The sequence below is a fragment of the Exiguobacterium sp. s161 genome, assembly GCF_018619045.1.
Classification (GTDB): domain Bacteria; phylum Bacillota; class Bacilli; order Exiguobacteriales; family Exiguobacteriaceae; genus Exiguobacterium_A; species Exiguobacterium_A indicum.
The window spans coordinates 576,652-603,096 of sequence record NZ_JACSNH010000001.1 but is presented as its reverse complement, the minus strand read 5'-3'; the positions used below and the strand labels follow the sequence as shown (position 1 = coordinate 603,096).

The following is a 26,445-nucleotide window of genomic DNA, read 5'->3' as shown; positions in this document are numbered from 1 at the left end:
CCTTTTTCCATTTAAAACTGGAAGTTAGCAGCGACCTCGTCCAGACGACGGATGACACGTTCGACTTCACTCAACTGTCCAATCGTTGCACCAGACGCCATCGGATGTCCACCACCATTGAATTCTTTTGCTACTTCATTGATGACGGGACCCTTCGAACGAATCCGGACGCGAACCTCCGTGTCCGTCTCAAGGAACAATGCCCAACACTTCATGCCTTTTAAACCGGCAAAACTATTGACGAGCAACGATGCTTGTTCAACCGTTGCGCCAAACTGTTTCAACGTATCTTGTGTCAATACGACATAACCGACACCTTGATCCGTCAATTGAATTTGTTGCAGGACGTATCCTTGTAAATGAAGCGCCGCAAGTTCTGTTTCGTACATATTACGATACAACCAGTCCGTATCGATTCCTGCATCAATCAATTGCGCTGCGACTTCAAATGTTCGTTTCGTCGTACCACGGAATTGGAAACGTCCTGTGTCACCGACGATCCCAGCGTAGAATTGAATTGCAGCTGATCCTGGAATGTCGTATCCCCATTCGTTCAATAAATGAACGAGCAGTTCCGATGTCGAACTCATCGTCGTATCGACGAGTTGTACTGGTGCGTAGGGATCTTCATCCGGATGATGGTCGATTTTAATGACGTCTTTTCCTGTCATTGCGACCTTCCCGTCAATCCGCGCTTGATTCGCTGTATCCAGAATCACGACTAACGCCTCTTTGTATAATTCATCGTCTACTTGATCGAGCTCTCCCATGAATGACAATGATGTCGCCATCTCTCCAACCGTTAATACCGTTTTGCTAGGGAATTGATGTTGTAACGTCAATTGCAAACCGAATTGACTACCGAGTGCATCGGGATCTGGACGTTCATGACGATGAATGATGATCGTATCTGCCGCTTCAATCATTTGTTTGATTTGCTCTTTCACTGTGCACAGCTCCTCTAATCTTGATATGATATGAGATGAAGACAAAAAGGAGGTCCTTTTAACATGCAATTCATCCTCATCGCCCTCATCGTTTTCTCGCTTGGTGGGTATTTGTTAGCAAAACGCCGCGCGTTCCATACGAAAAGCACGAACCGAAAATACTTGTTCAATACGCAAGCGAGCATTTGGTTGAGCTTGTTCGTCATCCTATTCGCCGTCAACCAGTTCGTTTCCGGGAACGGATTAACGACACTCGTCGGGAAAATCGTTTGTTCCATTTTAATCATCGTCGGTGTTGCTTCATTCATCGCCGGATTCATCCGTTACAAAAAGATTTATCCGTATGTCGTCCGCGAGATGGAGCAATCCTGAGCTAGATTCAGAGGAACCGAAGTCCATTGACTTCGGTTCTTTTTGATTCATTTAACGATCGATGAGTTGGGATGTCACGAGTGCCTTCGCAACGATTTGTGTACCTTGATACATTTCGACATCGACTTTCCCGAATTTTCGACCGACATCAAAGACATTCGCCCGGATCGTTACCGTGCTCTCGATTTGAACAGGTTTAATGAAATAGATGCTGACGTTCTCGATGACAAGGTCACCTTTTTTCATATGGCGTAACATTCGCGTCGCTCCTTCGACTAGAAGCGTCGTCAACACCCCACTCGAAGCAGTCCCCATGAAGTTCGTCATTTGCGGCGAGACCTCAAGCGATAAGTACGGTCCTCGTTCGTCCTCTGCCGCCTTGATCTGTCCTGTAATTAGATCGTCGAACGTCTCTCCGACTTGTGGCTGACGATTCGCGAGTTGCAGTGCCTTGAGGACGTCTTGACGGCTAATGATCCCGAGCAATCGACCGTACTGGTCGATGACCGGCAGCATCTCGATTCCTTCCCAGACCATCTGATGCGCAGAATTCGTGACACTCGTTCGAATACCGACCGTGATCGGATGACGGGTCATGACTTTTTCAACAGCCCAGTCATGTGGACGGTCAATGATGTCCTTCGCTGTCACGACACCGACGACCTTCATTTGTTCATCGATGACGGGATAACGGTTGTGTTTCGTCTGCTCATTCAACTCGTGCCAGCGTGAAATCGGATCCGTCGTCTGTAAATAGAACGTATCATGCAACGGAATTAAAATATCCGAAACGAGTAAAATCTCCTTTTTGATCAATCGATCATAAATCGCTCGGTTGATCATCGTCGCAACCGTGAACGTATCGTAGGACGTCGAAATGATCGGTAACTCCATCTCATCCGCTAATCGTTTCGCATCTTCTGTCGTATCAAAGCCACCGGTAATCAATACAGCAGCTCCTGCTTCAAGCACGAGTTCATGTGCTTTTTCGCGGTTTCCGATGATGACGAGACTATCGACATCGATATAGCGCATCATCGCTTCGAGCTTCATTGCGCCAATGACGAATTTCGTCAACGTCTTGTGTAATCCATTTCGACCACCGAGCACCTGACCGTCGACGATGTTCACGACTTCCGCGAATGTCAGCTTCTCGATATTTTCTTTTTGTTTCTTTTTGATCCGAATCGTTCCGACTCGCTCAATCGTCGAAACGAACCCTAAATTTTCTGCTTCCTTGATGGCGCGATAAGCCGTCCCCTCGGATACGGTCAAATCCTTCGCGATTTGTCGGACGGAAATCTTTGTTCCGACATCAAGATCTTCGATATGTCGAATGATCTGTTCGTGTTTCGTAGGCATACTGTATCCCTTCTTTTCCTTTTTTCTACTCTCCTGTCATTATACTGTACTACTCTAAAGATGAAAACGTGTACTAGTCTGATTTGCGATAAATGTTTTTCGAACCGGACGATGATATACTTATGTAGAAAATGAGTAGAGAGGTGGAATCATATATGAGCGAACGTACGAATCAAATCAGTGAATTCCTGAAAGAACAAGGAATCGACTTAGCCGTCGTCACTTCGAAGGCAAATGTCTTTTACTTCTCAGGAGTCTACGCTGAACCCCACGAACGTGTCATGGCGGTTCTCGTCGATGTAACCGGTAAGCATGTATTATTCTGTCCGGCACTCGAAGCAAGTATCGTTGCAGCGAGTCCTTGGGAAGGAGACGTCATGACCTATGAGGATCACGAAAACCCATTTGATCGATTAGCAGAATTATTCGCGACATTCGAGCACTCGAATAACCGAATCGGTATCGAAGGAGAACACATGACGTTTAGTCGCTATCAGGAACTAAGCTCACGTCTCGAGAACGCAGCCATTCTTGATATCGGTGAGTCTTTACAAGCGCTTCGTCTGAAGAAAACACCGGAAGAAATCGCTATTCTTCAAGAAGCAGCCACACTTGCGGATGAAGCAATCGAAATCGGTAAACAAGCAATCCGCCCAGGAATCACGGAAATCGAAGTCATTGCAGAAATCGAATATGAAATGAAGAAAAAAGGTGTCCGTGAGATGTCATTTGATACGCTTGTCCTATTTGGTGCAAACAGTGCTGATCCGCATGGTGTACCCGGCGACCGTGTCATCCAAGAAGGCGACTTCGTCTTATTCGACCTCGGCGTCGTTTGGAAAGGCTACTGTTCCGATATTACACGGACCTTCATTTATGGCGAAGCGAACGAAGAACAGAAAAAGATCTATGAAACGGTTCGCCAAGCACTTGAAGCCGCGACAGAAGCGAGTCAGATCGGCACGACACTCGGTGCGTTAGATAAGGCAGCCCGTGACGTTATTACAAACGCTGGCTACGGACAGTACTTCACGCACCGTGTCGGTCACGGACTCGGAATCGAGGTTCATGAATTCCCGTCCCTCGCGTCAAACAACCTACTGACGGCTGAAGCTGGTATCGTCTACACACTCGAACCAGGCATTTATGTTCCAGGTGTCGGTGGCGTCCGTATCGAGGATGATATTCATCTCACTGCGGAAGGTCCAGTTGCGTTAACTCGCACACCAAAACATCTTCAATCCATTCCATCATCTTAAGCTGACTCAACAGTCAGTCTCTACAAAGATAAGGGTGGCAGAATGATAATCTGCCACCCTTATCTCGTGGATGACGCGTCACACGCCACTCCTACAGGAAAAGCGCATTGATGCGCTGTCAGAGACGAACAAGACCCGCTTTCCTGCTTAAATGAAGCATGAAAACTGGCTTGTGTCTCGCCTGAGGAAAGAGCGTGAAAAGACGCGTCATTCTTTTTTTGAGTCAACCTCATTTTCTCTTACTTACGGGATTGATGGACGACATTTACGCCACCAGTCACATCGAGGATTGCTCCCGTGATCATACTTGATTCTTCTGCCAACAAGAAAGAGATCGCGCGAGCGATATCTTCTCCGACACCCGTTCTTCCGACCGGCGTCGCCTCATCTTGCTCCGCTTCAGAAATCAACTTCGTCTTATTGTCACCGACGATGTTTCCCGGGTTGACCATGTTGACCGTAATGCCGTGTTCTGCCTCTTCAAGCGCTACACTCTTCGTCAAACTTACCATCCCACTTTTAGCAGCAGCGAACGCTGCCCGGCATACCCATCCTGGCGCTGTTGCACTTTCCGGGAAACCGTACGTAATGATTCGACCATAGGCTTGTTTACGCATGACAGGCAATACTTGACGCAACAGCCAAAAACTAGCTGTCAGATTTCCGGTGATCACTTCATTCCATTCCTGATCGGTGTAATCCACTAACGCTTTTCGTTCAAATATATAAGGTCCTGCATTAAGTATCAACGCATCAATCCGACCTTGCTCATTGATTGCTTGTTGGGTTGCGCGTTCCAATTCTTCTTGATTCGTCACATCTGCTTGAATCGTTATGAGATTCGGATGTGTAAATTCGGGTTCGGAACGATGAAACGCTGTCACTTTCCAACCTTCTTCCAGTAACTGGCGCGTCACTCGTTCTCCCAGTCCTTTTGTACCTGCTGTTATTAACGCGTGCCTCATCTTGGCATCGCCCCCTTTCACTGACTCCATCTTACGACGGAACGGAAAGGAAGGACAATTTTTAGAACTCACTGAATGTTTCATCCGCTCCCAGTAAAAGAATGGTATAATTAGGGTGTACTCATCATATCGATTACGAAGGGATGGATTCATCATGGCAATCGTCTATCATAATGTACTCGTAGCAGTAGATGGCTCAAAAGAGGCAGAACGTGCCTTTGAGACGGCAATCGATGTTTCATTGCGAAATGATGCAAAATTAATCATCGCACACGTCATTGATACACGGACATTCGCAACAGTAGAAGCCTATGACCGCACCATCACGGAACGTGCCGAATCTTACGCGAAGGAATTGCTAGACGAATACGTCAAGACTGCTCAAGATCGCGGTGTACAGGAAGTCGAAGTAGCGATTGAATACGGCTCACCGAAAGTAACGATCGCTAAAAAGCTTGCCCCTAATCATGATGCTGATTTAATCATCTGTGGCGCAACTGGTTTAAACGCTGTTGAGCGTTTCTTCATCGGTAGTGTCTCTGAAAGCATTACGCGTTACGCAAAATGCGACGTCTTGATCGTCCGTTTATGAATCCTCTTCTACAAAAAGGGGCTGACTCAAAAGTCAGTCTCTACAAAGATAAGGGTGGCAGAATGATGATCTGCCACCCTTATCTCGTAACAAAAAGAATGATGCGTCACACGCCACTCCTACAGGAAAAAGCGCATTATGCGCTGTCAGAGACAAACAAGACCCGCTTTCCTGCTGAATGAAGCAGGAAAACTGGCTTGTGTCTCGCCTGAGGAAAGGGCGTGAAAAGACGCATCATTCTTTTTTTGAGTCGGCCTCTTTTTGACGACCTGCTTAATTAAAAAACCATCGAACCAATGTCCGATGGTTTGCAATCATTTGTATTTTACTGTGACCGTACGACGACCCCAGTTGAAAGCTTCTGAACGAGAGTAGTAAAGGATATCCATCTTTTTCCCTTTAATGGCACCACCAGTATCAGCAGCTGTATACGTCCCTTTTAATTTCCCTTTGTAATACACTTTCACTGTCGAACGAAGTGGAATGACACGTGGATCAACCGCTACGACTTTCTTTTTCGAGCTTTTGATGTTCCAACCGATTGCTGTCAGATTACCGCTACCTGGATCATATGGTGTGTAAGCTGTTGCACTTACGTTCGTGATTGTTTTCCAACCACCTGTCGATTGTTTTTTCGATCCACTCGATTTTACGAGTTTCGAGTATTTCGCGCTAAGATAAGCCGTTTTACCTTTGTAGCTTACTTTGTACCAGTTCCCTGTTTTTGCTTTGTACGATAACGTTTGGTTCTTATATAGAAGACCGAGTTTTTTCGACGAAGTAGTAGCTTTTTGACGAATGACTAGGCTATCGACTGTTGACTTGACGCTTTTCTTAGTTGCAGCCTCTGCTTGAAGACCTGCGAACGAACTGAGTGCTAACACGACCGTTAAAACACTTGCGAGCATCCGTTTCATCATGTATTTTCTCCTCCATCATTGTTTCGTGTTTGTTAACTGAGATTAATATACATGACAAAACGAGAGAGTGCCGTTACATATAGACCACAAAAATATGTCTGTACTATTACTTTTATGTTACAAAGGACTCATTTTTTAAAGAAATCGACCTTTTTCGGATTTATTTTTACAAAGATGACGATTCATTTTTGGTTATATGACAAACACCGTAACAATAGATCGTACGTTCGTATATTTTCATTCTTAGATTTCATCAAAAAAGGACTGAATCGTCGGAATAACGACTCAGTCCTTTTGAGACAATTATGCGTTTTGAGCAACCAATCCACCAACACGAACTGTGTCACGTGCAATCATCAATTCCTCATTCGTTGGAATGATGATGACTTTAACTGGTGAGTGTGGGTAGTTAATGAAGAGTTCTTCTCCACGAGCTCCGTTGTTGAGTGATGGATCCCAGTAAACGCCCATGAATTCAAGACCACGTAAGACACGCTCACGGATTGAATCTGAGTTTTCACCTACACCGGCTGTGAAGATGATCGCATCGACACCATTCATCTCAGCAGCGTATTGCCCGATGTAACCGTGGATACGGTTCGCAAAGATACGAAGTGCCATCTCTGAACGATGGTTTCCTTCTTTAGCAGCTGTCTGGACATCACGCAAGTCACTTGAAAGACCTGAAAGACCGTAGATTCCAGACTCTTTGTTCATGACGTTCAAGACGTCTTCTGCTGTTTTCCCTGTTTTCTCCATCAAGAATGGAATCAACGCTGGGTCCAGTGAACCAGAACGTGTTCCCATCGTGATCCCTTCAAGCGGTGTGAAGCCCATTGTCGTATCGATTGATTCGCCACCCGAAACTGCTGCGATCGATGCTCCGCTACCTAGGTGACACGAGATCAAACGGAGGTCTTTTAACGGACGACCGAGTAATTCAGATGCACGTTCCGTAACGTATTTATGGCTCGTACCGTGGAAACCATATTTACGGATACCGTATTCTGTATAGTAATCATACGGCAAGCTGTAAAGGAAGTTTTCTTCTGGCATCGTTTGGTGGAACGCCGTATCGAAGACTGCCACTTGTGGTACTTCCGGAAGCAATGCTTGGAATGCCCGGATTCCGATCAAGTTTGGTGGAATGTGAAGTGGTCCGAGCTCTGTGTACGACTCGATATCGTGCATGACTTCATCTGTAATCAATACAGAGTCTGCATATTTTTCTTTACCATGAAGCACACGGTGTCCAACACCTTTAATCTCATCGTAAGACGAGATGATTCCGAACTCCATTAATTTTTCGAGTGACAACTCGACTGCTTCTTTATGTGTTGCAAGTGGGAGGACATCTGTATACTTTTGTCCTTCACCATATTTGATCGTAAAGATTGCATCGTCTTTACCGACGCGTTCAACGAGTCCGACTGCGATCATCGTTTCGTTCGGCATTTCGAGCAATTGGAACTTCAAAGACGAACTACCTGCGTTTACCGCCATAATTTTTGCCATGATTTTTCCCCTTTTCCATTTGAATCCAATGAACATTCACATCTGTTTAGGTTTTCTTCTATTTCTGTTCTACAACTAGAATAGTCAAATTAACGACAGATTTCAATCACTTTGCGTAATTCATTTTAATTCTGTGTTAATCCATTCATCAATCTGTTTCACCATGCCGCCAAACGCGCGAGCATCTGTGAACGATGGCAACTCAGCAAGCAATGCTTGTTTTGGCATCTTCATACCGGCTAAATGATTACGGACGATCAAGTAACTTTTTGCTGCCTGTTCTTGTTTGAACATCGTGAGCGGCAACTGCAAAATACCGATGACATGCGCTTTTGATTCGAAGTACTGTTTCAACTTCCCTTCCGTATCATGCTGGAACAGACCGTTCGGAATGACGAAGACTCCAAATCCACCTGGTTTGACGTATTGCATCGCTTGTTCAATCAACAAGAAATGACTGTAACTCATGCCTTCATCTCGTTTCAAGATGTAAGAAGCGGCAGCCTCTTCATCCGGATAATAACCGACAGGAAGATCAGCCATCGCAAGATCAACTGGATCTAACAATAATGGTCGTAATGCATCTTGATGGGTATACGTGACTGGATAGTCGAGTAATTCCGTTACCGCTGCCGATAAACGAATCAATGTCTCATCTACCTCGACCGCCTCAGCAGATGTACCTGTCGAAAGCTGACTTAAGACAGCATGTAACATGCCACCTGTCCCACTCCCCAACTCAAGTAGTCGGATGTCCTCCTTACCTACCAATTTCCCGATTAGATAACCAGCAAACAAAGCGACGCTATCTGGCGTCGGCAAATGATTCGGTTGCGCTTGTTTCATCCCTTCTAGAATAGCAAGCGATACTGCCTTACGAATGACTTCTTTGTCTACATTTTCAGTATGACGATCGTTCAATCGATCAATCACCGTCGTCAGTGCTTCTAAATAGGGCATATCCAGATCACGTTCGATTTGTTTTGTTTGACGTGTTAATTCCTTATATAACTTTTCTAACGGCTCCATGTACGTCATCCTCTCCAAAACGAAACGGCCCCCCGTAGAGCGGGAGCCGTTTCTATCATTAGTTCCATTGTAACGCTTCAGCGGCGTTTGTAAACCATTCTTACTTTGCTTCACGTGCTGCAGCGAGTGCTGCTTCGAAATTGACTTCGTCTGTTGATTCTTCAAGATATTCAACGTACGTAATCTTGTTGTTTGAATCAAGAACGAAAACAGAACGGGCAAGCAGGCGTAATTCTTCGATGGCTACGCCATACTGTGTACCGAATGAAAGATCACGGTGATCAGACAACGTCACGACTTGATCGAGACCGCTTGATGCGCACCAGCGACGTTGTGCGAATGGAAGGTCGTTTGAGACCGTCATGACCGTCACACCTTCGATTGTTGCTGCTTCTTCATTGAATTTACGTGTCTGCGCATCACAAACGCCTGTATCGATTGATGGGACGACGCTGATGATCCGGACACCTTGATATGTATCACGTGTTACCGGTGATAAGTCGTTAGCTAACACTTGAAAGTCAGGTGCTGTTTGTCCGACTTGAACCGCTGTACCTTGAAGTGTGATTGGATTTCCTTTAAACGTTGCCATTATGAATTCCCCTTTTCCCCTGAATGGATATACTGTATTTTCTATTTAACTATAGGAATGATCCGCGAAGATGGCAAGCATTCTGCCGTAATTGATGGACTTCAGTACCCGTCTTTCTAAAAAACAGGTATAATGAAAGAGTTCATGAAACGCTTTCAAGGGGGAATTGACCATGGCTCGAAATAATGTCTACCTGTACTACCGAAATACACAAAGACACGAGACGCAGGTGCGAAAGTTGATTGATGTCGGTACACGATACGGACTGAACGTCGTCCAAGATCACCGACAAGCAAACATCATCGTCTCGATTGGTGGAGATGGGGCTTTCTTGCAAGCGGCACGCTTCACAGGTTTCCGTGATGATGCGATCTATGTTGGATTCGCTGAAGGACCAAACTCGTTCTACTGTGATTTTGATATCAATGATCTTTCTGCGGTCGAAGCGATCTTTAAAGAGACAGGCAACCGTGTCTCGGATGGTGAAATCGAAGTACGTCGTTATCCACTGCTCGAAGCATCCATCAACGGTGGACCACCGATGCTCTGTCTGAACGAATGTTCCGTGAAGTCGAGCATCATCAAATCACTCGCGATCGAAGTCTATATCGACGACTTCCTGTTTGAGACATTCCGTGGGGATGGAATGGTCATCTCAACACCGACGGGCTCTACGGCTTATAATAAGTCACTCTCTGGTGCGATCGTCGATCCGTTGATCCATTGTCTTCAAGTCAGCGAAATTGCTTCCGTCAACAACAACCGGTACCGGACACTCGGTTCTGCTTTCCTATTGAATCGTGGACGGAAACTTTCGTTACGCATCATCGAGGACGGAAACGACTATCCGATCATCGGGATGGATAACGAAGCACTCAGTCTCACACGAACAGATTCAGTCGATATCCAGCTTTCTGAAAAAGAACTGAAAACCGTCAAATTGACGAACAATACATTTTGGCATAAGATTCAACGCTCGTTCTTATGACAATAAAAAAATCTGCCTCCTCGGGGCAGATTTTTTATTGCGTCTCCCGTTACGTCACCCTTTATACTCCAATCAAAGGAGGTACACAAATGATGTATTCCACTCAGGAAATCGCCAAACTGACCGGCGTCACAAAACGAACACTCTATCATTATGAGACGATCGGTCTCCTCGTGCCAAAGCGTACCAATGCTGGTCACCGAAGTTACAGCAGAGAGGATCTTTTACGTTTACAACAAATCCTGCTCTACCGCTCTCTTGATTTCCCACTGTCAGAAATCCAAAGATTACTCACGCAATCTGATCCCAATCATCATACGACACTGAAAAAGCAGATTGCACTCCTTCAAGAAAAAGCTTCGCATTATCAAATGCTTGCTCGACTCGCTGAACAGACATTACTCACCTTAAAAGGAGGACTCCCGATGAAAGACGAACAATTATTCCGTGGTTTGCGCCACGAAGAAATCGTTATGCATGAAAAGCAACATGCAGATGAAGTCCAGCAACACTACGGTGACACTGACGCCTATCGAATCAGTGCAAAAAGACAACAACAACGAACACCAAAAGAGAAAGAACAACTGAGCGGCATGCATAAGCAACTCGATCAGCGCTTGACGACCCTTTACCGCGACGGGCACGCGACGACGGATCCGGACGTTCAACAAGTCGTCAAAGAACAACATGATTTCATCGATACGTACTATTATCCGTGCGCATTATCTCTCTTTGCCTCACTCGGTCAGATGTATGTGTCTGACGAACGATTCCGTGCCTATTACGATGCGTATGCCCCCGGACTATCCACGTTCTATTCGGAAGCTATTTCACACTATACGCAAACATCACACTAACGCGGCTTCCGCCTGATAAACGGTTTTTCCAGCTTGGACCGTCTCGACCAAACGGTTATTCAAGATGGCTTCCCCACGTAAGCGATAGAAGTCTTCTTCAAAGATGACGAAGTCGGCATCATAGCCTGGTAAGAGCAATCCTTTTCGACCATGTGTTTCCGTCGCGAGATGTGGATTCTTCGTAAAGAGCAACAAGGCATCAAACATCGATAACGTCTCGTTCGTTTTATTGACACGCCCTGCCATTCCTTCCGTCGCTGCATAAAGCGACCGTCGGACATCGGGGTCAGAGATCGGCGCATCTGCTCCACCGCACAATAATGCGCCGGTCTCAGCTAAAGAACGTAAACGGTAACTCCAGTCTAAACGGTTCAATCCGAGTCGATCGACGATGAAGTCGGCGTCATCCAGTAAAAAGACCGGTTGAACGTCAACCAAGACTGGTAACTTCCGAATTCGCGCAAGCGTTTCTGGTCGGACGACCGTCGCATGAATGATGCGATCACGTTTCCCTTTTGGCGCCGGATACTTCTCGAGCATCTGTACGAACCGCTCGATTGCTAAATCACCGATGACATGTGCCGCGACCGTGAATCCGTAACTACGTGCACGTTTGACGAGTTGTTCGAGTTGGTCTGGTGTATGCACTTCGATACCACGTGTCGTCGGATCATCGGAATAACCACGACCGAGAAGAGCGGTTCGTCCTCCGAGAGCGCCGTCGACGAACAGTTTCATCGCACCGATTGACATCGTTGACGGTAAAGTAGGTTGTTGTTGCACGAACTCATCGATGACAAGATGATGCACGAGCAGGTGTGTATGGAATCCTGTCTCTTGCGTCACTTCCTTATAGGCTTGCAAGATATCCGCGACATCCCCGTGATACGACAAATCTTCCGTATGTGCCGCAATGATGCCATATTGGTATAAGTTCTTAATCGCTGACCGAAGGGACGCTTTATTTCGCTCCAAGTTTCCAGCTTGTAACGCATATAAAGGTTCAAGCGCCGCATCGTACAAGAATCCGTCTGCTTCTCCATTATCCGATAAACCGACCTTTCCACCTTCGATGACGGTTGATGCTTTATATCCGAGCTGTTGGAACAAGACATCGTTGACAAGTGCTGTATGCCGGTCCGTTCGTTTCAACAAGGCAGGTGCGTCAGGGAACAACTGATTGAGCCATGCCTTCGTCGGTGCACGATCAAGCTTCGTTTCGTCATAGCCTTCTGCCACATGGATCCCATTGACTGGTTCCGCCTTGAGAAAAGCTTGTCCTAACGCTTCAAGCGTTGTATAACGCGAGGCATCGACACGATTGATTGCTTCCCCGTAACCGATCAGATGAATATGCGCATCCGTAAAGGCTGGATATACAGCTTTTCCGTTCAAGTCGTGAATTTGATCAATACGTCTACCGAAACGGCGGCGTAGCTTTCCTTCCTCTCCCATCGCGATGATCCGCGTCTTCTCGACGAACATCGCTGAATGGACATCCTCTTCGTGTGCCATCGTTCGAATTAATCCGTTTACGTATAGTGTTCCCATTCCACTCACTCCTCTTTTTACAAAAATAGGGTGACCATGACGGTCACCCTGAATTGTCGATCCTGATTTAAACGTGCAATGTTTCTTCTGGTGCACACGACCGTTTAATACGTTCGATCGCGGCCGGATCGTATTCATTTAGGACACGTTCCGCTAAGACAATCGTTCGTTCATAGTCTCCCGCTAAGAACTTCGTTTCCGCGATCGTCAGCGACATATGTATCTCGTTGTCGTGGCGACGGTATCGGTTCGCATACTGGACGAGCCGTTCGGCATACGTGACTTCGAACACTAATGTATCTAACCGTTCTTGCACATGTTTAAACGTTTCTTGGACGTCTTGACTTTGTGCGACGATTGATCGAACGTTAAACGGTAACTCCTCTAACCGTGTTTCAAGCGTCTGCAGTGAACGATTCGCATTTCGAAGCGCTTCTTCCACCTCAGCCGGTAAATTCGGTAATCCGAGTCGTTTCAGACGGAGACGTGCCTGCGACAGCTGATGACGCCATTCGACGATTCGTTCGCGAACTTCCGTCTCTTCTTTTCGAAGTGCCTGGAGTTCGACCGTAAAGCGTTCGTACTGAATCATCAACTGTTCTTCAAGGCGAATCGCATCGCGCATCTGATCTTCAAGCATACTGAACGGGATGATTTTTCCAGCAATCGACTCATCGAGATCTTTTGCTGCTTCAAACAGTAGCTCTTCGTCACGCTGGATTGTCTCATAGTGAATCCCTAGATCTGCTGAGATTTCATATTTTTCACGTAAGATACTGAATTCTTGTGCCAACTGATGAATCCGTTCACGCATCCGTAGTGCTTTTTGTTTCAAGAATTGGTTTTCTTTTTTCACTTGATGACGCGCATCGACCTCACGACGGAACGTATCATACATTTGATCCACATCGGCTGATAACTGTTGAATCGCCTCTTCCAAACCATCGACTTCTAGCATTTCGATTTTTTCAGAAAGGCTCAGACGTTGTTCCTCGAACCGTTTGATCTCGGATTGAAGACCGAGTGGTTCAAGCGGATACCCATCTAACGACATTTCCTTATAGCCTGCTCCGAGCTGATCAATCCGTTGACGCAATTCATGAGCGAGAATCTTCCATTGTTTCGGTACGAGTTCGACGAGTTGACGCGTCGTTGCTACTTCTTGCTCGAGTAACAAGCTTGTTTCATACGCCTTCGTCACTTCACCTGAAGCTTCGTACTGACACATCTCATTCCAGTGCGCGTCGATTTGTTCACTTCGTTCTTCGAGACGCGCAAGCGCCGGACCGAATGAGTTCGCTTGAATCAATAATGATTTCCGAACTTGCCCTGAATCGGCTTCCCCTTGCGCTTTCAGTTCGGCTAGAACCGATTGATTCGATTTGAACGTCGACATCTCGACGAGCATCTCATCGATCAACCCTTCGAGTTCTGCAATCAATTGTTCCGTTACTTCGAGGTCATTCTTGACGGCGATGAACCGATATTTATCGAGCGCTTCCTCTGCCCGGTAAAGGGTCTCATCGATTTGGGCGACGTGGACCGTTAATAACTCTTCCCACGCTTGATGCCAGGAGCTGAACTTCGTCTCCGTCTCACCCGCCATCGGTAGTTGCTTTAAGTCCTGCAACTCCTTTGGAATCGATGCACTGACGATGCCTTGTTTGCGCATATCAAGTTCATCGATTTTCGTGTAGTATTTTTTTCGACTGATCATGCTAAAAAGCATGACGAGTAATACGATGACGATGACTCCGATCACCCATGCCCACATTTGTCACGACCTCCACTCTGTCCTACGACTTTAGATTTTCTCTAAATCGCAATAATCTTATCCTTATAATAGTATAGCGCAACCGTTTTGCATAGATTTACAAGGGCTTTTCCTGATTTCTTCCGCTGTTTTGAATCCTTTTTCCAAAAATCAATTGTTTGTCAGCTACGCGAAAACTCGTTAAACTAAGAAAAATACGCTTTTCACGGGAGGAATTTTTATTATGTTCGAAACAAAGACATATGAAGGTGACCGGACGAAACAATATGACATGCTCTCAAAACAACTCGATGCGCTATTAATGGGAGAAGACAATCAAGTCGCGAACTTATCGAACGCGAGCGCGTTGCTCAACCAGTTCCTCGACCGTATCAATTGGGTCGGCTTCTATTTGACGGATGCGGAGCAAAACCAACTCGTCCTCGGACCGTTCCAAGGACTTCCAGCATGCGTCCGTATTCCATTCAGTCGTGGCGTCTGCGGAACGTCCGCAGCAGAACAAACGACACAACGAATCAAAGATGTACATCAGTTCCCAGGTCACATCGCATGTGACGCGGCTTCGAATTCAGAAATCGTCATTCCACTCGTCAAAGACGGACAAACGATTGGTGTCCTCGATATCGACAGCCCAGAATTCAACCGTTTCGACGAAGTCGATCAAGCTGGTCTAGAAGCATTCTGTACGACACTGCTTCGCCATCTGTAATTCTGATTGACAGTCGATTATCCACACCGTATACTTGTAAAAGTGCAGAAATGATAACGATAGCGGTCAAATCGCTTACGTATCACATTTCATGACTCGGTGAATAACCGGAGGGGCATCGTGTAACTTTGCTATCAAGCGAGGGTGCCACATCATGAAATGGGCGTAATGTGGGTTTGATGGCGTTATTATTTTTATGCAAATAATAACGAACAATAAGGAGGAGTCTTATTATGGCTCGCTATACAGGTCCAGCTTGGAAACTCTCACGTCGTCTCGGTATCTCACTTACTGAAACAGGAAAAGAAATCGCAAAACGCCCTTACGCACCAGGTCAACACGGTAACAGCCGTCGTAAAGTATCTGAGTACGGTCTTCAACTTCAAGCGAAGCAAACACTTCGTCACATGTACGGAGTAAACGAACGCCAATTCAACCGTATCTTCAACGATGCTGGCAAAATGCCTGGTATCCACGGTGAGAACTTCATGTTCTTACTCGAAGCACGTCTTGATAACGTCGTTTACCGTATGGGTATGGCTCGTACACGTCGTGCTGCTCGTCAGCTCGTCAACCACGGTCACATCCAAGTTGATGGACAACGCGTTGATATCCCATCATTCCGCGTGAAACCAGGTCAAACGATCTCAGTTCGCGAAAAATCGAAGAACTTTGTCGTTATCAAAGAAGCACTCGAAGTTGCTCCAGCAACTAAAGACTTCGTTACTTTCGATGCTGAGAAGCTCGAAGGAACGTTCGTCCGTCTTCCTGAGCGTTCTGAATTGAACGATCAAATCCAAGAACAACTCGTCGTCGAGTACTACTCACGTTAATCGATTGTTCCAGCACTCACTTCGGTGGGTGCTTTTTTTATGCCTATGACTAAAATGTATACCTGGTCTTAAAAAAAGAGTGACGTCATTCATCCGTTTGTGTTAACCTTTAAACATAAATAGTTAACACAAACAGAAAAGAGGACTTCATTCATGAAAACAAGAGATTTAACATTCATCGCCCTTGGTGCTGCCATCATCGCAGCCGTCAGTTCTTTGCCACAGATTCAACTTGTCGGCGCTGTTCCAATCACGCTCCAGATGCTCGCGATCATGACGGTCAGCGCGATTCTCGGTGGAAAACGTGGTGGACTCGCTGTCTTGATTTTCTTATTACTCGCAGCAGCTGGTCTACCGGTGCTTGGCGGAAAAGGCGGACTAGCCCCATTCGTCGGACCAACCGTTGGTTATTTGATTGCCTTTCCGATTGCCGGATTCTTCATCGGACTTGTTGCTGAAAAAACGCGTCGCTTCGTTCCCCTCTTCATCGGGATGATCGTCTTCGGACTTGGTTTAGTCTACTTGCTTGGAACATTCGGTTTAATGGCTGTACTCGATCTATCGTTCAAAGATGCCTTTGCGATCAACTATCCTTTTGTCTTATGGGATACGATCAAAGCCGTCATCGCCACAACAATCGCCGTTCGCTTGTTGCCACTCCGTTTATTCCGGACAGCTTAAAAAAACGCTCTCTGCATCTAAGTGCAGGGAGCGTTTCGTATATCATCAAGCATGCTCGACGACGAAGTATTTTTTCTTTCCGCGACGTACGATCGTAAAGCGACCGATTGCATCAGCTTCCGTGATTTCTTTCGTTAAATCTTGCTCGCGTTCTCCGTTCAGGTAGATCGCACCGTTCGTAACGTCTTCACGTGCTTGACGTTTTGACGGACTGATCTTCGCCTCAACGAGAACGTCGACGAGGTTTGTCGCTTCACCGAGTGTAAAGCGTGGCATTCCTTTGAACGCATCTTCGATATCTTCGACTTGCAACGATTTAATGTCTCCACTAAAGAGTGCCGTCGTAATACGTTGCGCTTGTTTCAGCCCTTCTTCACCATGGACGAGAACTGTCATCTCTTCTGCGAGACGACGTTGCGCGACACGCTTCTCTGGTGCTGCCTTGACTTCTTCTGCGAGCGCGTCAAGTTCTTCGTGCGTTAAGAACGTGAAGTATTTCAAGAACTTGATGACGTCAAGATCGTCAACGTTGAACCAGAATTGGTAGAACTCGTACGGTGACGTTTTGTCAGCGTCTAACCAAACCGCACCACCTGCTGTCTTACCGAATTTTTGACCGTCTGCTTTTGTAACAAGCGGTACCGTCAATCCGAATGCTTTTTCTTCATGACCCGCACGACGAATCAATTCCATCCCTGCTGTGATGTTCCCCCACTGGTCACTACCTCCGACTTGAAGGCGGCATCCTTTGTCTTCGTAGAGTTTCAAGAAGTCAAACGATTGAAGTAACATATATGAGAACTCAGTGAATGAAATCCCGTTTTGAAGGCGTGAGTCAACAGAGTCTTTCGCAAGCATGTAGCTGACCGGGAAGTGTTTTCCGATATCGCGTAAGAAATCGATGATCGTCAAATCTTTCGTCCAGTCCAGGTTATTGGCGATCGTGACCGGGTTTTCTCCTTCAAGTGGTAAGAAACGTGACAACTGGTCCTTAATCCGATTCGCGAACTCTTCGACGATATCCGATGTATTCAACGAACGTTCTGTTGCGCGACCACTCGGGTCTCCGATCATTCCCGTTGCTCCACCAACGAGACCTACGACATGGTGTCCTGCTTGTTGGAATCGTTTTAAGACTAAGATCGGCAACAGGTGTCCGATGTGAAGTGAATCCGCTGTTGGATCAAATCCTGTGTAAAGTGTCGTTGGTGTCTCGAGTAATGTCTTCAATCCTTCTTCATCCGTCATCTGGTTAATTAAACCGCGAAATTCTAAATCCTCTAATAACGTCATTGTGTCTCCTCCTAAAGTTCACTTTTAACAATAAAAAACCGTCCCTTCGTCTAAGACGAAGGGACGGAAGATTCCGTGGTACCACCCTGATTGCCCTTTTAAAAAGGACCACTTGGTTCGTCGATAACGGGACGGACCGCTTGATTTCTCAAGAAACTCCTGGAAGCGTAATTCATAAGTTCACTGTGTCCTAGTTCGCAGCACCACTAGGTCTCTGTCACAGGGAGTGACTTACTACTGTATTCCGATCACTGTTTAACGTATCATATGAAAATAAGATGGTTTCATGATACGTCGAAGGCGAATCCGCTGTCAAGCCAAAATTAAGCAATGGATTTATGGTATAATACGTCTATCTGTGATTTAATATTAATTTACACCTAAGTTTAAGATGCAAAGGAGATCATTTATGCGCGAGAACTGGTCCAAGTTTTGGAATCACCCCCGGACGAAAGCCGTTCGGCACTGGTCGAATATCACATACGATGTTTCATGGAACATCATTTTATTCCTCATCATAGCAGTGTTGCTCATTGGAAGCTTTTCTGTCGGAGCTGCCGGCGGATACTTCGCTTCCCTTGTCAAAGGTACGAAAGCCCCTCCATTGACGGAAATGAAACAACAAGTCAATAGCTATGCAGTAACGAGTCAGATTTATTGGGGAAGCGGCGAGAAATTGACGAACGTCTCTACTGATGAAGAACGTCAGCCTGTCGACATTAAAAATATCTCTCCGTATTTATTAGATGCCGTCTTATCAACTGAAGATACTGATTTTTATCAGCATGATGGTGTTGTCCCAAAAGCAACATTGCGTGCAGTCTTGCAAGAGCTGACAAACTCCGCGTCACGGACTGGCGGAAGTACGTTGACTCAACAATTAATTAAAAACCAAATTTTGACGAATGAAGTCTCGTTCGAACGCAAAGCAAAGGAAATCATCTTAGCGCTACGCCTCGAGAATGCGATGTCAAAAGACGAAATTCTTCAAGCTTATTTGAATGTCGTCTCATTTGGTCGAAATTCACTCGGACGTAACATTGCTGGAATTGAAGCGGCTTCTCAAGGTGTCTTTAATAAATCAGCGAAAAAGCTGACATTACCACAAGCAGCCTTCCTCGCCGGCATTCCGAAAAACCCTTATTATTACACACCGTATCTTCAAGGTGGCGTCGTCAAGAAAGATTTGACACCAAGTATCAATCGGATGAAAACCGTCTTGAAGCGGATGTATGTCGCAAAAAACATCACAAAAGAACAATACGAAAAAGCGATCAAGTACGATATCACGAAAGACTTTGCGAAACAATCGAAACGTTCACGTGACACATATCCGTATGTCTACGACTTAGCAGAGCGTGAAGCAACAAAAATCATGACGAAGTACTTGATGAAACAAGATGGAATTAAAGAAGATGAAGTCAAACCGTCTGAACTAGCAGAAGTTCGAGCAAACTACCAAGATCAAGCACTGGTTGCTCTCCGTCAAGGTGGGTACAAAGTTCACTTGACGCTGGATAAGAAAATTCATGAATCCATGCAACAACCTGCGAAGAACAATGGAAACTTCCCTGGCAGCATGCAGTACAAACAAGTCGTGGATCCAAAAACGAAAAAAACCGTTTCGAAACAAGATCCCGAAGAGACAGCAGCGGTCATGGTTCAAAACGAAACAGGTCGTATCCTTGGATTCGTCGGCGGGCGCTATATGGATGGGAAAGCGGATGACTTCAACCGGGCATTCCAAGCCAAACGTCAAATCGGATCGACAGCAAAACCAATTCTCGTATATTCAAATGGTATCGAGAACGGTTTAATTACTCCGGGATCGACCGTCAATGACGAAGAGTATTACTACCAGACCGTACCACGTCAACCAGGTGATCGCCCAATCAAGAACGAAGGCGGTCGTTATCGTGGGAACGTGACGGTTCGCACCGCACTTGAACTCTCATTAAATGTACCTGCTGTTAAGATTTACGAGAAGATGAACATGTCGAACTCGATTCAAAAACTCGTCGATATGGGCGTGGAAGTACCGGATGCGATTCGTTATGCTCCTTCGGCAGCACTCGGAACGATGGAGATCACACCAGTCGAACTTGCTGGTGCTTACGCAACACTCGCGAACTATGGTGAATTCGTGCAACCATACGTCATTTCGAAAATCACGAAAGACGGAAAAAACATTTATAAAGCAAAACCAAAGAAAAAACGAATTTACGAACCACGAACGGCTTACTTGACGCTTGATATGATGCGCGGTGTCTTCACAAAAGGTACGGCAACATTTGCAAAAGACCGATTGAATGTTCCTGGAGACTGGGCAGGTAAAACCGGTACGACCAATGATGTCAAAGACTCTTACCTCGTTGGTTCGACACCTGGTGTGACCCTTGCCGTCTGGACAGGGCATGACCAAAACAACTCACTCATCGGTCCGACGACGTATTATCAACGCACACAGACGCTATGGTCACAAATGGCGAACGCAGCATATGGCGCTAACAACAGCTATTTCAAATCAGGTGCTCGCTTCACACAACCATCTTCTGTAACAGCAAATGACTTTAAGAACAGTGGTCGTTTCAAAGAAGAAGATAAAAAGAAAAAAGCCGAAGAGGCGAAGAAAAAAGCGGAAGCTGAGAAAAAGAAAGAAGAAGCAGCTAAGCGAGCAGAAGAAGAAGCAAGCAGAGCGGAAGAACAGAAACAAGAAGCTCAACAAAACGAGCAACAAGCGGAAGCTGATGCTAAGAAAAAAGCAGCCGACGACGCCAAACGCGCTGCCGATGCAAAAGCGAAAGCCGAGGCGGAAGCTAAGAAGAAAGCGGAAGCTGAGGCGAAGAAAAAAGAAGCAGATGTACAGAAACAACAAGAACAACAGAAAAAACAAGATGAAAAGAAAGACGATACTTCTGAAAACTAATAAAAAGAAGCTGGAACACAACTAACTGATTTTATAGGAAAAGACCCTCGATACGACTACTCGTTTCGAGGGTCTTTCGTTTATTAAACTGGATTATATTACAACCTCATTTTGAAAATTTTAATTTAGAGTGACTTAGAGAAGGTTGATGTTTTTACTTTAGTCACTTTTTTTCCTTTATATGCGACCCAAGATTTTATTTTTACAGAGTATTCTAACTTTGCAGGGTTCGTCCACTTAAAATAAGTTTTGTGCATGACTATACTATCTTTTTTAAATTTAGAATACGTCATTTTCCCATATGTCCCCAGTAAAACCATTGCAGTTCCACCTTTTTCTGCAGCCTTTAATGCCGTTCCGACATAAGGAACATTTTGTATACTCTTCACGTAACCAGCAAGATTCCCTCCTCCAGCTACAAAAGTACCGTACAAGATTATTTTATTGTTATCTTTTTTAATCTTATTTACTTTTTGGATCGCCACACTAAATTGTTTGTATTTAGTTTGAGATTTTGGAGCATACATTTTGTAATACATAGCGTGTAATCCCGAATCTTTTGTAGGTAGAGTTGAACTCCCTGAATCAGCACTTGTAAAGCTTGGTGCGCCTAAAGATACAGTTAGAACGGTGGAAAGAATTAAACCAGATTTTAAAGTCTTGATTTTAACCAAACAAACCATCTCCCTACTCTTTTTATTGGAAAAATAATTCAGTAAAATTATAACATAAGAAAATTCTTTTAACTTTCTATCATCTATTTTTAAAAAATTTGTAATAAAAAATCCCCCTTAAGTAAGGGGGATAAAATTTCCATAATAGAATTTTTTGAACTTACTAATCTCTGAATTTTACTGGAACTGTTTTTACACTCAATCTTCCATCGTAGAAAGATCCCCTGTTTCAAGATTTAACTCCCATGCTTTCAAGACACGGCGCATGATTTTACCACTTCGTGTCTTCGGCAATTTATCCCGGAAATCAATTTCTCTCGGTGCCGCGTGAGCAGCCAGCCCCTCTTTGACGAATGCTTGGATTTCTTGTTTTAGTTCATCCGTCGGCTCGTAACCATCACGCAAGGCAATGAACGCCTTGATGATTTCACCGCGGACTGGATCTGGTTTCCCGATGACACCGGCTTCTGCGACAGCTGGGTGCTCGACGAGACGACTTTCGACTTCGAACGGACCAACCCGTTCTCCAGCCGTCATGATGACATCATCGACACGTCCTTGGAACCAGAAGTAACCTTCGTCATCCATATAGGCAGAATCCCCTGAGACATACCATCCTTTAAAGAAATACGATTCATATTTCTGCGGATTGTTCCAAATTTGACGCATCATCGATGGCCATGGTGTTTTTAAAGCAAGGTTCCCCATTCGGAATGGCGGTAACTCATTTCCTTGATCATCAATGATCGCAGCCTGAGTTCCTGGAATCGGTTTCCCCATCGATCCCGGTTTGATGTCCATCGACTTGTAGTTACAAATCATCATCGCGCCTGTCTCCGTCATCCACCATGTATCATGAATCCGTTGATCAAAGGCTTCTTTCCCCCAACGAATGACTTCTGGGTTCAACGGTTCGCCGACAGACAATACATGACGAAGACTTGAGAGATCATGATGATTTGCAACATCCGCTCCCGCTCCCATCAACATCCGGAAAGCCGTTGGTGCGCTATACCAGACCGTTACCTTGTACTTCTCAATGACACTGTACCAGAAATCCGGATTGAAGCGTCCACCGACGACGATGTTCGTCGCGCCATTCAAGAATGGTGCGAAGATACCGTAACTTGTTCCTGTGACCCATCCCGGGTCAGCCGTACACCAGTAGATATCATCTTCTTGGAGATCAAGTACCCAGCGACCTGTCATCAAGTGCTGAATCATCGCATTTTGAACGTGGAGCACACCTTTCGGCTTCCCTGTCGATCCTGAAGTGTAGTGCAGGATCAATCCGTCTTCACGATCTAACCAGACCGGTTCGAATACATCGGATGCTTGCTCGAACGCTTTGCGGAAATCGAGTAATGTGTCCGATTCTTCGATATCTTCGTCGACAAGTACTACTTTTTCAAGTGATTCCAGTTCCCCAACTGGAACACGTGGGAGCAATGCCTTCGTCGTCACGAGTAACTTCGCTTCAGAATCAAGCAAGCGATCACGGACCGCTTGTTCCATGAATGCTTCAAATAACGGACCGACGATTGCGCCTACCTTCAGTGCGCCAAGCAAGGCAAAATACAATTCCGGTGAACGTGGCATGAAGATGAAAATACGGTCACCCGTTTTGACCCCTGCGTCGACTAATACGTTTGCCGCTTTATTCGTCAATCGTTTCATATCTGCATATGTGAATCGTTGTTCCGTCGTTCCATCGAAATAGATCAGCGCATCCTTGTTCGCCCGCTCGCCTTCTGCGTGGCGGTCGATTGCTTCATGAGCCATGTTGACTTTCCCCGTTGTCGCCCATGAAAAGTACTGCTCAGCATCTTTCCAGTCGTACGTGTTCGTTTCATCATACTCTGCTAACCAATGCTTCCCCGGAAGCGCTTTCAAAACTTTCATGTCTCGTTCCTCCCCTTCTATGTTTTCCTCTTTATTATAAGCTAGTTATCCGTCAGTTCAATCCATTTGCCGTCAATTTGTTAAAAAATCCCTCTCTTTGCTCAAGCGCTTTCGTCTATAATGAATAGGAAGGTGGTGACGCTTACATGTTTGAAAAACAATTCAATCATCGGACGCATGAAACATCACTCGGTCCCGTTGACATCGAAGGTCCCGTACCGAGTCAAACACTAGCAACGTATACACTCGATTCAGGGTTGACGGCTTTTCGTCCACCCACTGAACAACATCAAGCGCTCGTTGAGATTGCGGACCTTGAAGAAGGACGGATCATCGTCGCTCGTCAAGGAACGGAAATCATCGGTTATGTGACTTACTTATACCCTGACCCTTACGAAACGTGGAGCGAAGGAAACAATCCGTACATCTTGGAACTAGGAGCGATCGAAGTCTCCTCTCGGTTCCGCGGACAACAGATCGGTAAAAAATTGCTTGAAATCTCTATGCTCGATCCTGCTATGGAACACTATTTGATTTTAACGACTGAATATTATTGGCATTGGGACCTAAAAGGGAGCGGACTATCGGTCTGGGATTACCGAAAGATCATGGAGAAGATGATGAACCATGGTGGTCTTGTCTTCTTCCCGACCGACGATCCGGAAATCGCCTCCCATCCTGCCAACTGCCTGATGGCACGTATCGGAAAACACGTCTCACCTGAAGTCGTCGCTCATTTTGATGCGCTACGCTTGAGAAGACGCTTCATGTATGACTGAGCTCGAGGAGGAATCGTCATGTTAATCGAACAAATCATGAATACGACGTGCATCACGATGCAACCGACGAATTCCATCGCGCATGCGGTCGAACTCATGCAACGTCATCAGATTCGTCATGTTCTTGTCGTCAATGCCCGCCATGAACTCGTCGGTCTTGTCGGATTAAAGGAAATTCAAAGCGCAAGTAGTATCTTTCATCCGGATACAGCAAAACAAGACCTACAGTATCCGGTCTCAAGCATCATGATTGAAAGTCCTGTCACGGCTCATCCGCTCGATTTTCTCGAAGATGCGGCTGTGCTGTTTTATGAATACCGATTGACGTGTCTGCCAATCGTCCGCGGTCGACGCCTTGTCGGTGTCGTCACGGAAACGGATTTGTTGCGGACATTCGTTCAATTGACAGGTGCACTCGAACCAAGTTCTCAAATCGAAATCCGTGTTGAGAACACTGCTGGAACATTAGCAAAAATTGCCGCACTGCTTGCCAAAACGAATATCAATATCTTAAATGTACTCGTATATCCAACAGACGATCCGTATGTCCGGATCGTTGCGTTTCGTGTCCAGACGATGAATCCGATTCGGATTATCGAAAAGTTGCGCAAAGAAGGATTCGATGTACTTGGACCGGATGTGAGCAGATGAAGGATTTTGCTTATCTGTACAGTCCTGAAGAAGCGACTTATCGGTTTTCGGAGACACATCCATTCAATCCGATTCGTCTCGAATTAACTGTTTCCTTGCTTGAAGCGATGCATCAATTAGATGACATTCCTTGTATCGCGCCACGTCATGCGACTGATGAAGAATTGTCACTCGTTCATGATCAGGATTATATTGCCGCCGTCAAAGCAGCTGGAACCGGAGCATTAACCCCCCTCAAGGCACAGATGTATGGTCTTGGGACAGAAGATACACCTTTGTTTCAAGGGATGCATTCGGGCGCTTCTCTCCTTGTCGGCGGCACGATCGAAGCGTGTGATCTCGTCTTATCTGGTCAATATAAACGGACCTTTCATATCGGCGGTGGATTGCATCACGGATTCCGTGGACGTGCCTCTGGTTTTTGTGTCTATAACGATACCGCTGTCGCCATGGCAGCCATGATTGAAAAATATCACTGTAAAATTCTTTATGTCGATACAGACGCCCATCACGGTGATGGTGTACAATGGGCCTTTTATAATCGAAAGGACGTCATGACATTGTCTCTCCATGAGACGGGTCGCTACTTATTTCCAGGAACGGGAATGGTGACGGAACGGGGGTCTGAAGAAGGGTATGGATTCAGCTGGAACGTGCCACTGGACGCCTTTACGGAAGATGATTCGTTTTTACTCGCGTATGAGACGGCCCTCTTTGAAGCCTGCGAATTGTTCCAACCAGATCTCATCATTACGCAAAATGGTGCCGATGCACACGCGCTTGATCCATTGACTCATCTATCTTTGACGATGAAAAGTTATGAACAGATACCTCAAATCGCCGTCGCTGCAGCAAATAAATATACGAATGGAAAAATCGTTGCTTTAGGAGGCGGTGGCTATGACTGGTATCGTGTCGTTCCCCGCGCGTGGAGTCAAGTTTTCGCTGCCATGACCGGACAAGCTCCGTTTCACGGAGAGATTCCTGTTTCATGGCAAGAACGTTGGAGTGGACAAGAAACAACCCCACCTACACACTGGCATGATCCATCCCCACTCTATCCCGCCATTCCGCGACGACCTGAAATCGAAGAAAAAAATTGGGAAACCGTCAAACGACTGATTTGGCCGTTCGTGAGCGATGAGCGTAAGAATCAATTGACTGCGACTTCCCCTTACTCCATTGATTAATTGACTTTTTATCTTCACATTTATTTCGTTCGGAGTTCACAACTTGTTGCTATACTAAATATGGAATTTTTACTTAGTAAATGA

At 45.7% G+C, this 26,445-nt stretch carries 24 protein-coding genes and 1 other annotated feature; of the genes, 12 read left to right on the top strand and 12 right to left on the bottom strand.

Going from position 1 to position 26,445, the window contains the following annotated elements:
- Positions 1-11 precede the first annotated feature (11 nt).
- Positions 12-947 (bottom strand): DHH family phosphoesterase, encoded by a 936-nt coding sequence (locus KNQ14_RS02895; RefSeq protein ID WP_214859589.1) that lies wholly within the window; start codon positions 945-947, stop codon positions 12-14.
- A gap of 63 nt (positions 948-1,010) precedes the next feature.
- On the opposite strand from KNQ14_RS02895, the gene KNQ14_RS02890 reads away from it, so the two are divergent.
- A complete protein-coding gene (locus KNQ14_RS02890) occupies positions 1,011-1,319 on the top strand; it encodes a YtpI family protein (protein ID WP_023469045.1) in 309 nt (102 codons plus the stop codon).
- A gap of 51 nt (positions 1,320-1,370) precedes the next feature.
- Here KNQ14_RS02890 and KNQ14_RS02885 read toward each other — a convergent pair whose 3' ends face one another.
- Positions 1,371-2,681: a DRTGG domain-containing protein gene (locus KNQ14_RS02885; protein ID WP_023469046.1), complete on the bottom strand. Its 1,311-nt coding sequence runs from the start codon at positions 2,679-2,681 to the stop codon at positions 1,371-1,373.
- A 155-nt stretch (positions 2,682-2,836) separates the two neighbouring features.
- Here KNQ14_RS02885 and KNQ14_RS02880 point away from each other — a divergent pair, with 155 nt between their 5' ends.
- Positions 2,837-3,940: a M24 family metallopeptidase gene (locus tag KNQ14_RS02880; protein WP_214859588.1), complete on the top strand. Its 1,104-nt coding sequence runs from the start codon at positions 2,837-2,839 to the stop codon at positions 3,938-3,940.
- Between the two features lie 239 nt (positions 3,941-4,179).
- On the opposite strand, the gene KNQ14_RS02875 is transcribed toward KNQ14_RS02880, so the two are convergent.
- On the bottom strand, positions 4,180-4,905 hold the full coding sequence (locus KNQ14_RS02875; protein ID WP_214859587.1) for an SDR family oxidoreductase: 726 nt from the start codon (positions 4,903-4,905) through the stop codon (positions 4,180-4,182).
- 154 nt (positions 4,906-5,059) lie between these two features.
- Between KNQ14_RS02875 and KNQ14_RS02870 the strand changes: the two genes are divergently transcribed.
- Positions 5,060-5,497 (top strand): universal stress protein, encoded by a 438-nt coding sequence (locus KNQ14_RS02870; RefSeq protein ID WP_029342342.1) that lies wholly within the window; start codon positions 5,060-5,062, stop codon positions 5,495-5,497.
- 314 nt (positions 5,498-5,811) lie between these two features.
- Here KNQ14_RS02870 and KNQ14_RS02865 read toward each other — a convergent pair whose 3' ends face one another.
- The 4 genes from KNQ14_RS02865 to tpx all read right to left on the bottom strand — a co-directional run bounded on the left by KNQ14_RS02865 (position 5,812) and on the right by tpx (position 9,553).
- Positions 5,812-6,417 (bottom strand): 3D domain-containing protein, encoded by a 606-nt coding sequence (locus KNQ14_RS02865; RefSeq protein WP_087681238.1) that lies wholly within the window; start codon positions 6,415-6,417, stop codon positions 5,812-5,814.
- A gap of 303 nt (positions 6,418-6,720) precedes the next feature.
- On the bottom strand, positions 6,721-7,932 hold the full coding sequence (locus KNQ14_RS02860) for an acetate kinase (RefSeq protein WP_023469051.1): 1,212 nt from the start codon (positions 7,930-7,932) through the stop codon (positions 6,721-6,723).
- A 120-nt stretch (positions 7,933-8,052) separates the two neighbouring features.
- Complete coding sequence (locus KNQ14_RS02855) at positions 8,053-8,961, bottom strand: class I SAM-dependent methyltransferase (protein WP_023469052.1); 909 nt, start codon at positions 8,959-8,961, stop codon at positions 8,053-8,055.
- Positions 8,962-9,061: 100 nt separating this feature from the next.
- A complete protein-coding gene (gene tpx / locus KNQ14_RS02850) occupies positions 9,062-9,553 on the bottom strand; it encodes a thiol peroxidase (RefSeq protein WP_214859586.1) in 492 nt (163 codons plus the stop codon).
- Positions 9,554-9,725: 172 nt separating this feature from the next.
- On the opposite strand from tpx, the gene KNQ14_RS02845 reads away from it, so the two are divergent.
- Together KNQ14_RS02845 and KNQ14_RS02840 are read left to right on the top strand one after the other, a co-directional pair.
- Positions 9,726-10,541: an NAD kinase gene (locus tag KNQ14_RS02845; protein WP_023469054.1), complete on the top strand. Its 816-nt coding sequence runs from the start codon at positions 9,726-9,728 to the stop codon at positions 10,539-10,541.
- Between the two features lie 89 nt (positions 10,542-10,630).
- Entirely contained in the window at positions 10,631-11,398 is a 768-nt protein-coding gene (locus tag KNQ14_RS02840; RefSeq protein WP_214859585.1) for a MerR family transcriptional regulator, read from the top strand.
- Here KNQ14_RS02840 and KNQ14_RS02835 read toward each other — a convergent pair.
- Both KNQ14_RS02835 and ezrA read right to left on the bottom strand, forming a co-directional pair.
- On the bottom strand, positions 11,390-12,949 hold the full coding sequence (locus KNQ14_RS02835; RefSeq protein ID WP_214859583.1) for an amidohydrolase: 1,560 nt from the start codon (positions 12,947-12,949) through the stop codon (positions 11,390-11,392). The genes KNQ14_RS02840 and KNQ14_RS02835 overlap by 9 nt on opposite strands.
- Positions 12,950-13,016: 67 nt before the next feature.
- Positions 13,017-14,723 (bottom strand): septation ring formation regulator EzrA, encoded by a 1,707-nt coding sequence (gene ezrA, locus KNQ14_RS02830; protein ID WP_214859579.1) that lies wholly within the window; start codon positions 14,721-14,723, stop codon positions 13,017-13,019.
- A 223-nt stretch (positions 14,724-14,946) separates the two neighbouring features.
- Here ezrA and KNQ14_RS02825 point away from each other — a divergent pair, with 223 nt between their 5' ends.
- From KNQ14_RS02825 to KNQ14_RS02815, 3 genes are all read left to right on the top strand, one after another.
- Positions 14,947-15,432: a GAF domain-containing protein gene (locus KNQ14_RS02825; protein WP_214859577.1), complete on the top strand. Its 486-nt coding sequence runs from the start codon at positions 14,947-14,949 to the stop codon at positions 15,430-15,432.
- Between the two features lie 233 nt (positions 15,433-15,665).
- A complete protein-coding gene (gene rpsD, locus KNQ14_RS02820; protein ID WP_023469059.1) occupies positions 15,666-16,265 on the top strand; it encodes a 30S ribosomal protein S4 in 600 nt (199 codons plus the stop codon).
- A 153-nt stretch (positions 16,266-16,418) separates the two neighbouring features.
- The gene (locus tag KNQ14_RS02815) at positions 16,419-16,946 is read left to right on the top strand and encodes a biotin transporter BioY (protein ID WP_023469060.1); all 528 of its coding nucleotides are present in this window, start codon (positions 16,419-16,421) and stop codon (positions 16,944-16,946) included.
- A gap of 45 nt (positions 16,947-16,991) precedes the next feature.
- On the opposite strand, the gene tyrS is transcribed toward KNQ14_RS02815, so the two are convergent.
- Positions 16,992-18,239 (bottom strand): tyrosine--tRNA ligase, encoded by a 1,248-nt coding sequence (gene tyrS, locus KNQ14_RS02810; RefSeq protein ID WP_174316490.1) that lies wholly within the window; start codon positions 18,237-18,239, stop codon positions 16,992-16,994.
- Positions 18,240-18,295: 56 nt separating this feature from the next.
- Positions 18,296-18,500: a binding site (T-box leader), on the bottom strand.
- 148 nt (positions 18,501-18,648) lie between these two features.
- Here tyrS and KNQ14_RS02805 point away from each other — a divergent pair.
- Entirely contained in the window at positions 18,649-21,165 is a 2,517-nt protein-coding gene (locus tag KNQ14_RS02805; RefSeq protein ID WP_214859575.1) for a transglycosylase domain-containing protein, read from the top strand.
- A gap of 125 nt (positions 21,166-21,290) precedes the next feature.
- Here KNQ14_RS02805 and KNQ14_RS02800 read toward each other — a convergent pair whose 3' ends face one another.
- Together KNQ14_RS02800 and acsA are read right to left on the bottom strand one after the other, a co-directional pair.
- Positions 21,291-21,839, bottom strand: coding sequence for a hypothetical protein (locus KNQ14_RS02800; RefSeq protein ID WP_174316491.1), 549 nt, complete (start codon positions 21,837-21,839; stop codon positions 21,291-21,293).
- A 198-nt stretch (positions 21,840-22,037) separates the two neighbouring features.
- The gene (gene acsA, locus KNQ14_RS02795; RefSeq protein ID WP_023469063.1) at positions 22,038-23,741 is read right to left on the bottom strand and encodes an acetate--CoA ligase; all 1,704 of its coding nucleotides are present in this window, start codon (positions 23,739-23,741) and stop codon (positions 22,038-22,040) included.
- Positions 23,742-23,887: 146 nt separating this feature from the next.
- Here acsA and KNQ14_RS02790 point away from each other — a divergent pair, with 146 nt between their 5' ends.
- The 3 genes from KNQ14_RS02790 to KNQ14_RS02780 are packed head-to-tail and all read left to right on the top strand — an operon-like array spanning position 23,888 to position 26,361.
- Complete coding sequence (locus KNQ14_RS02790) at positions 23,888-24,520, top strand: GNAT family N-acetyltransferase (protein WP_214859573.1); 633 nt, start codon at positions 23,888-23,890, stop codon at positions 24,518-24,520.
- Between the two features lie 18 nt (positions 24,521-24,538).
- Positions 24,539-25,171, top strand: coding sequence for an acetoin utilization AcuB family protein (locus tag KNQ14_RS02785; protein WP_023469065.1), 633 nt, complete (start codon positions 24,539-24,541; stop codon positions 25,169-25,171).
- Positions 25,168-26,361 carry an acetoin utilization protein AcuC gene (locus KNQ14_RS02780; protein WP_214859571.1) on the top strand — a complete coding sequence of 398 codons (1,194 nt, stop codon included), beginning with the start codon at positions 25,168-25,170 and terminating at the stop codon, positions 26,359-26,361. Before KNQ14_RS02785 ends, KNQ14_RS02780 begins: the two co-directional genes overlap by 4 nt.
- Positions 26,362-26,445 lie beyond the last annotated feature (84 nt).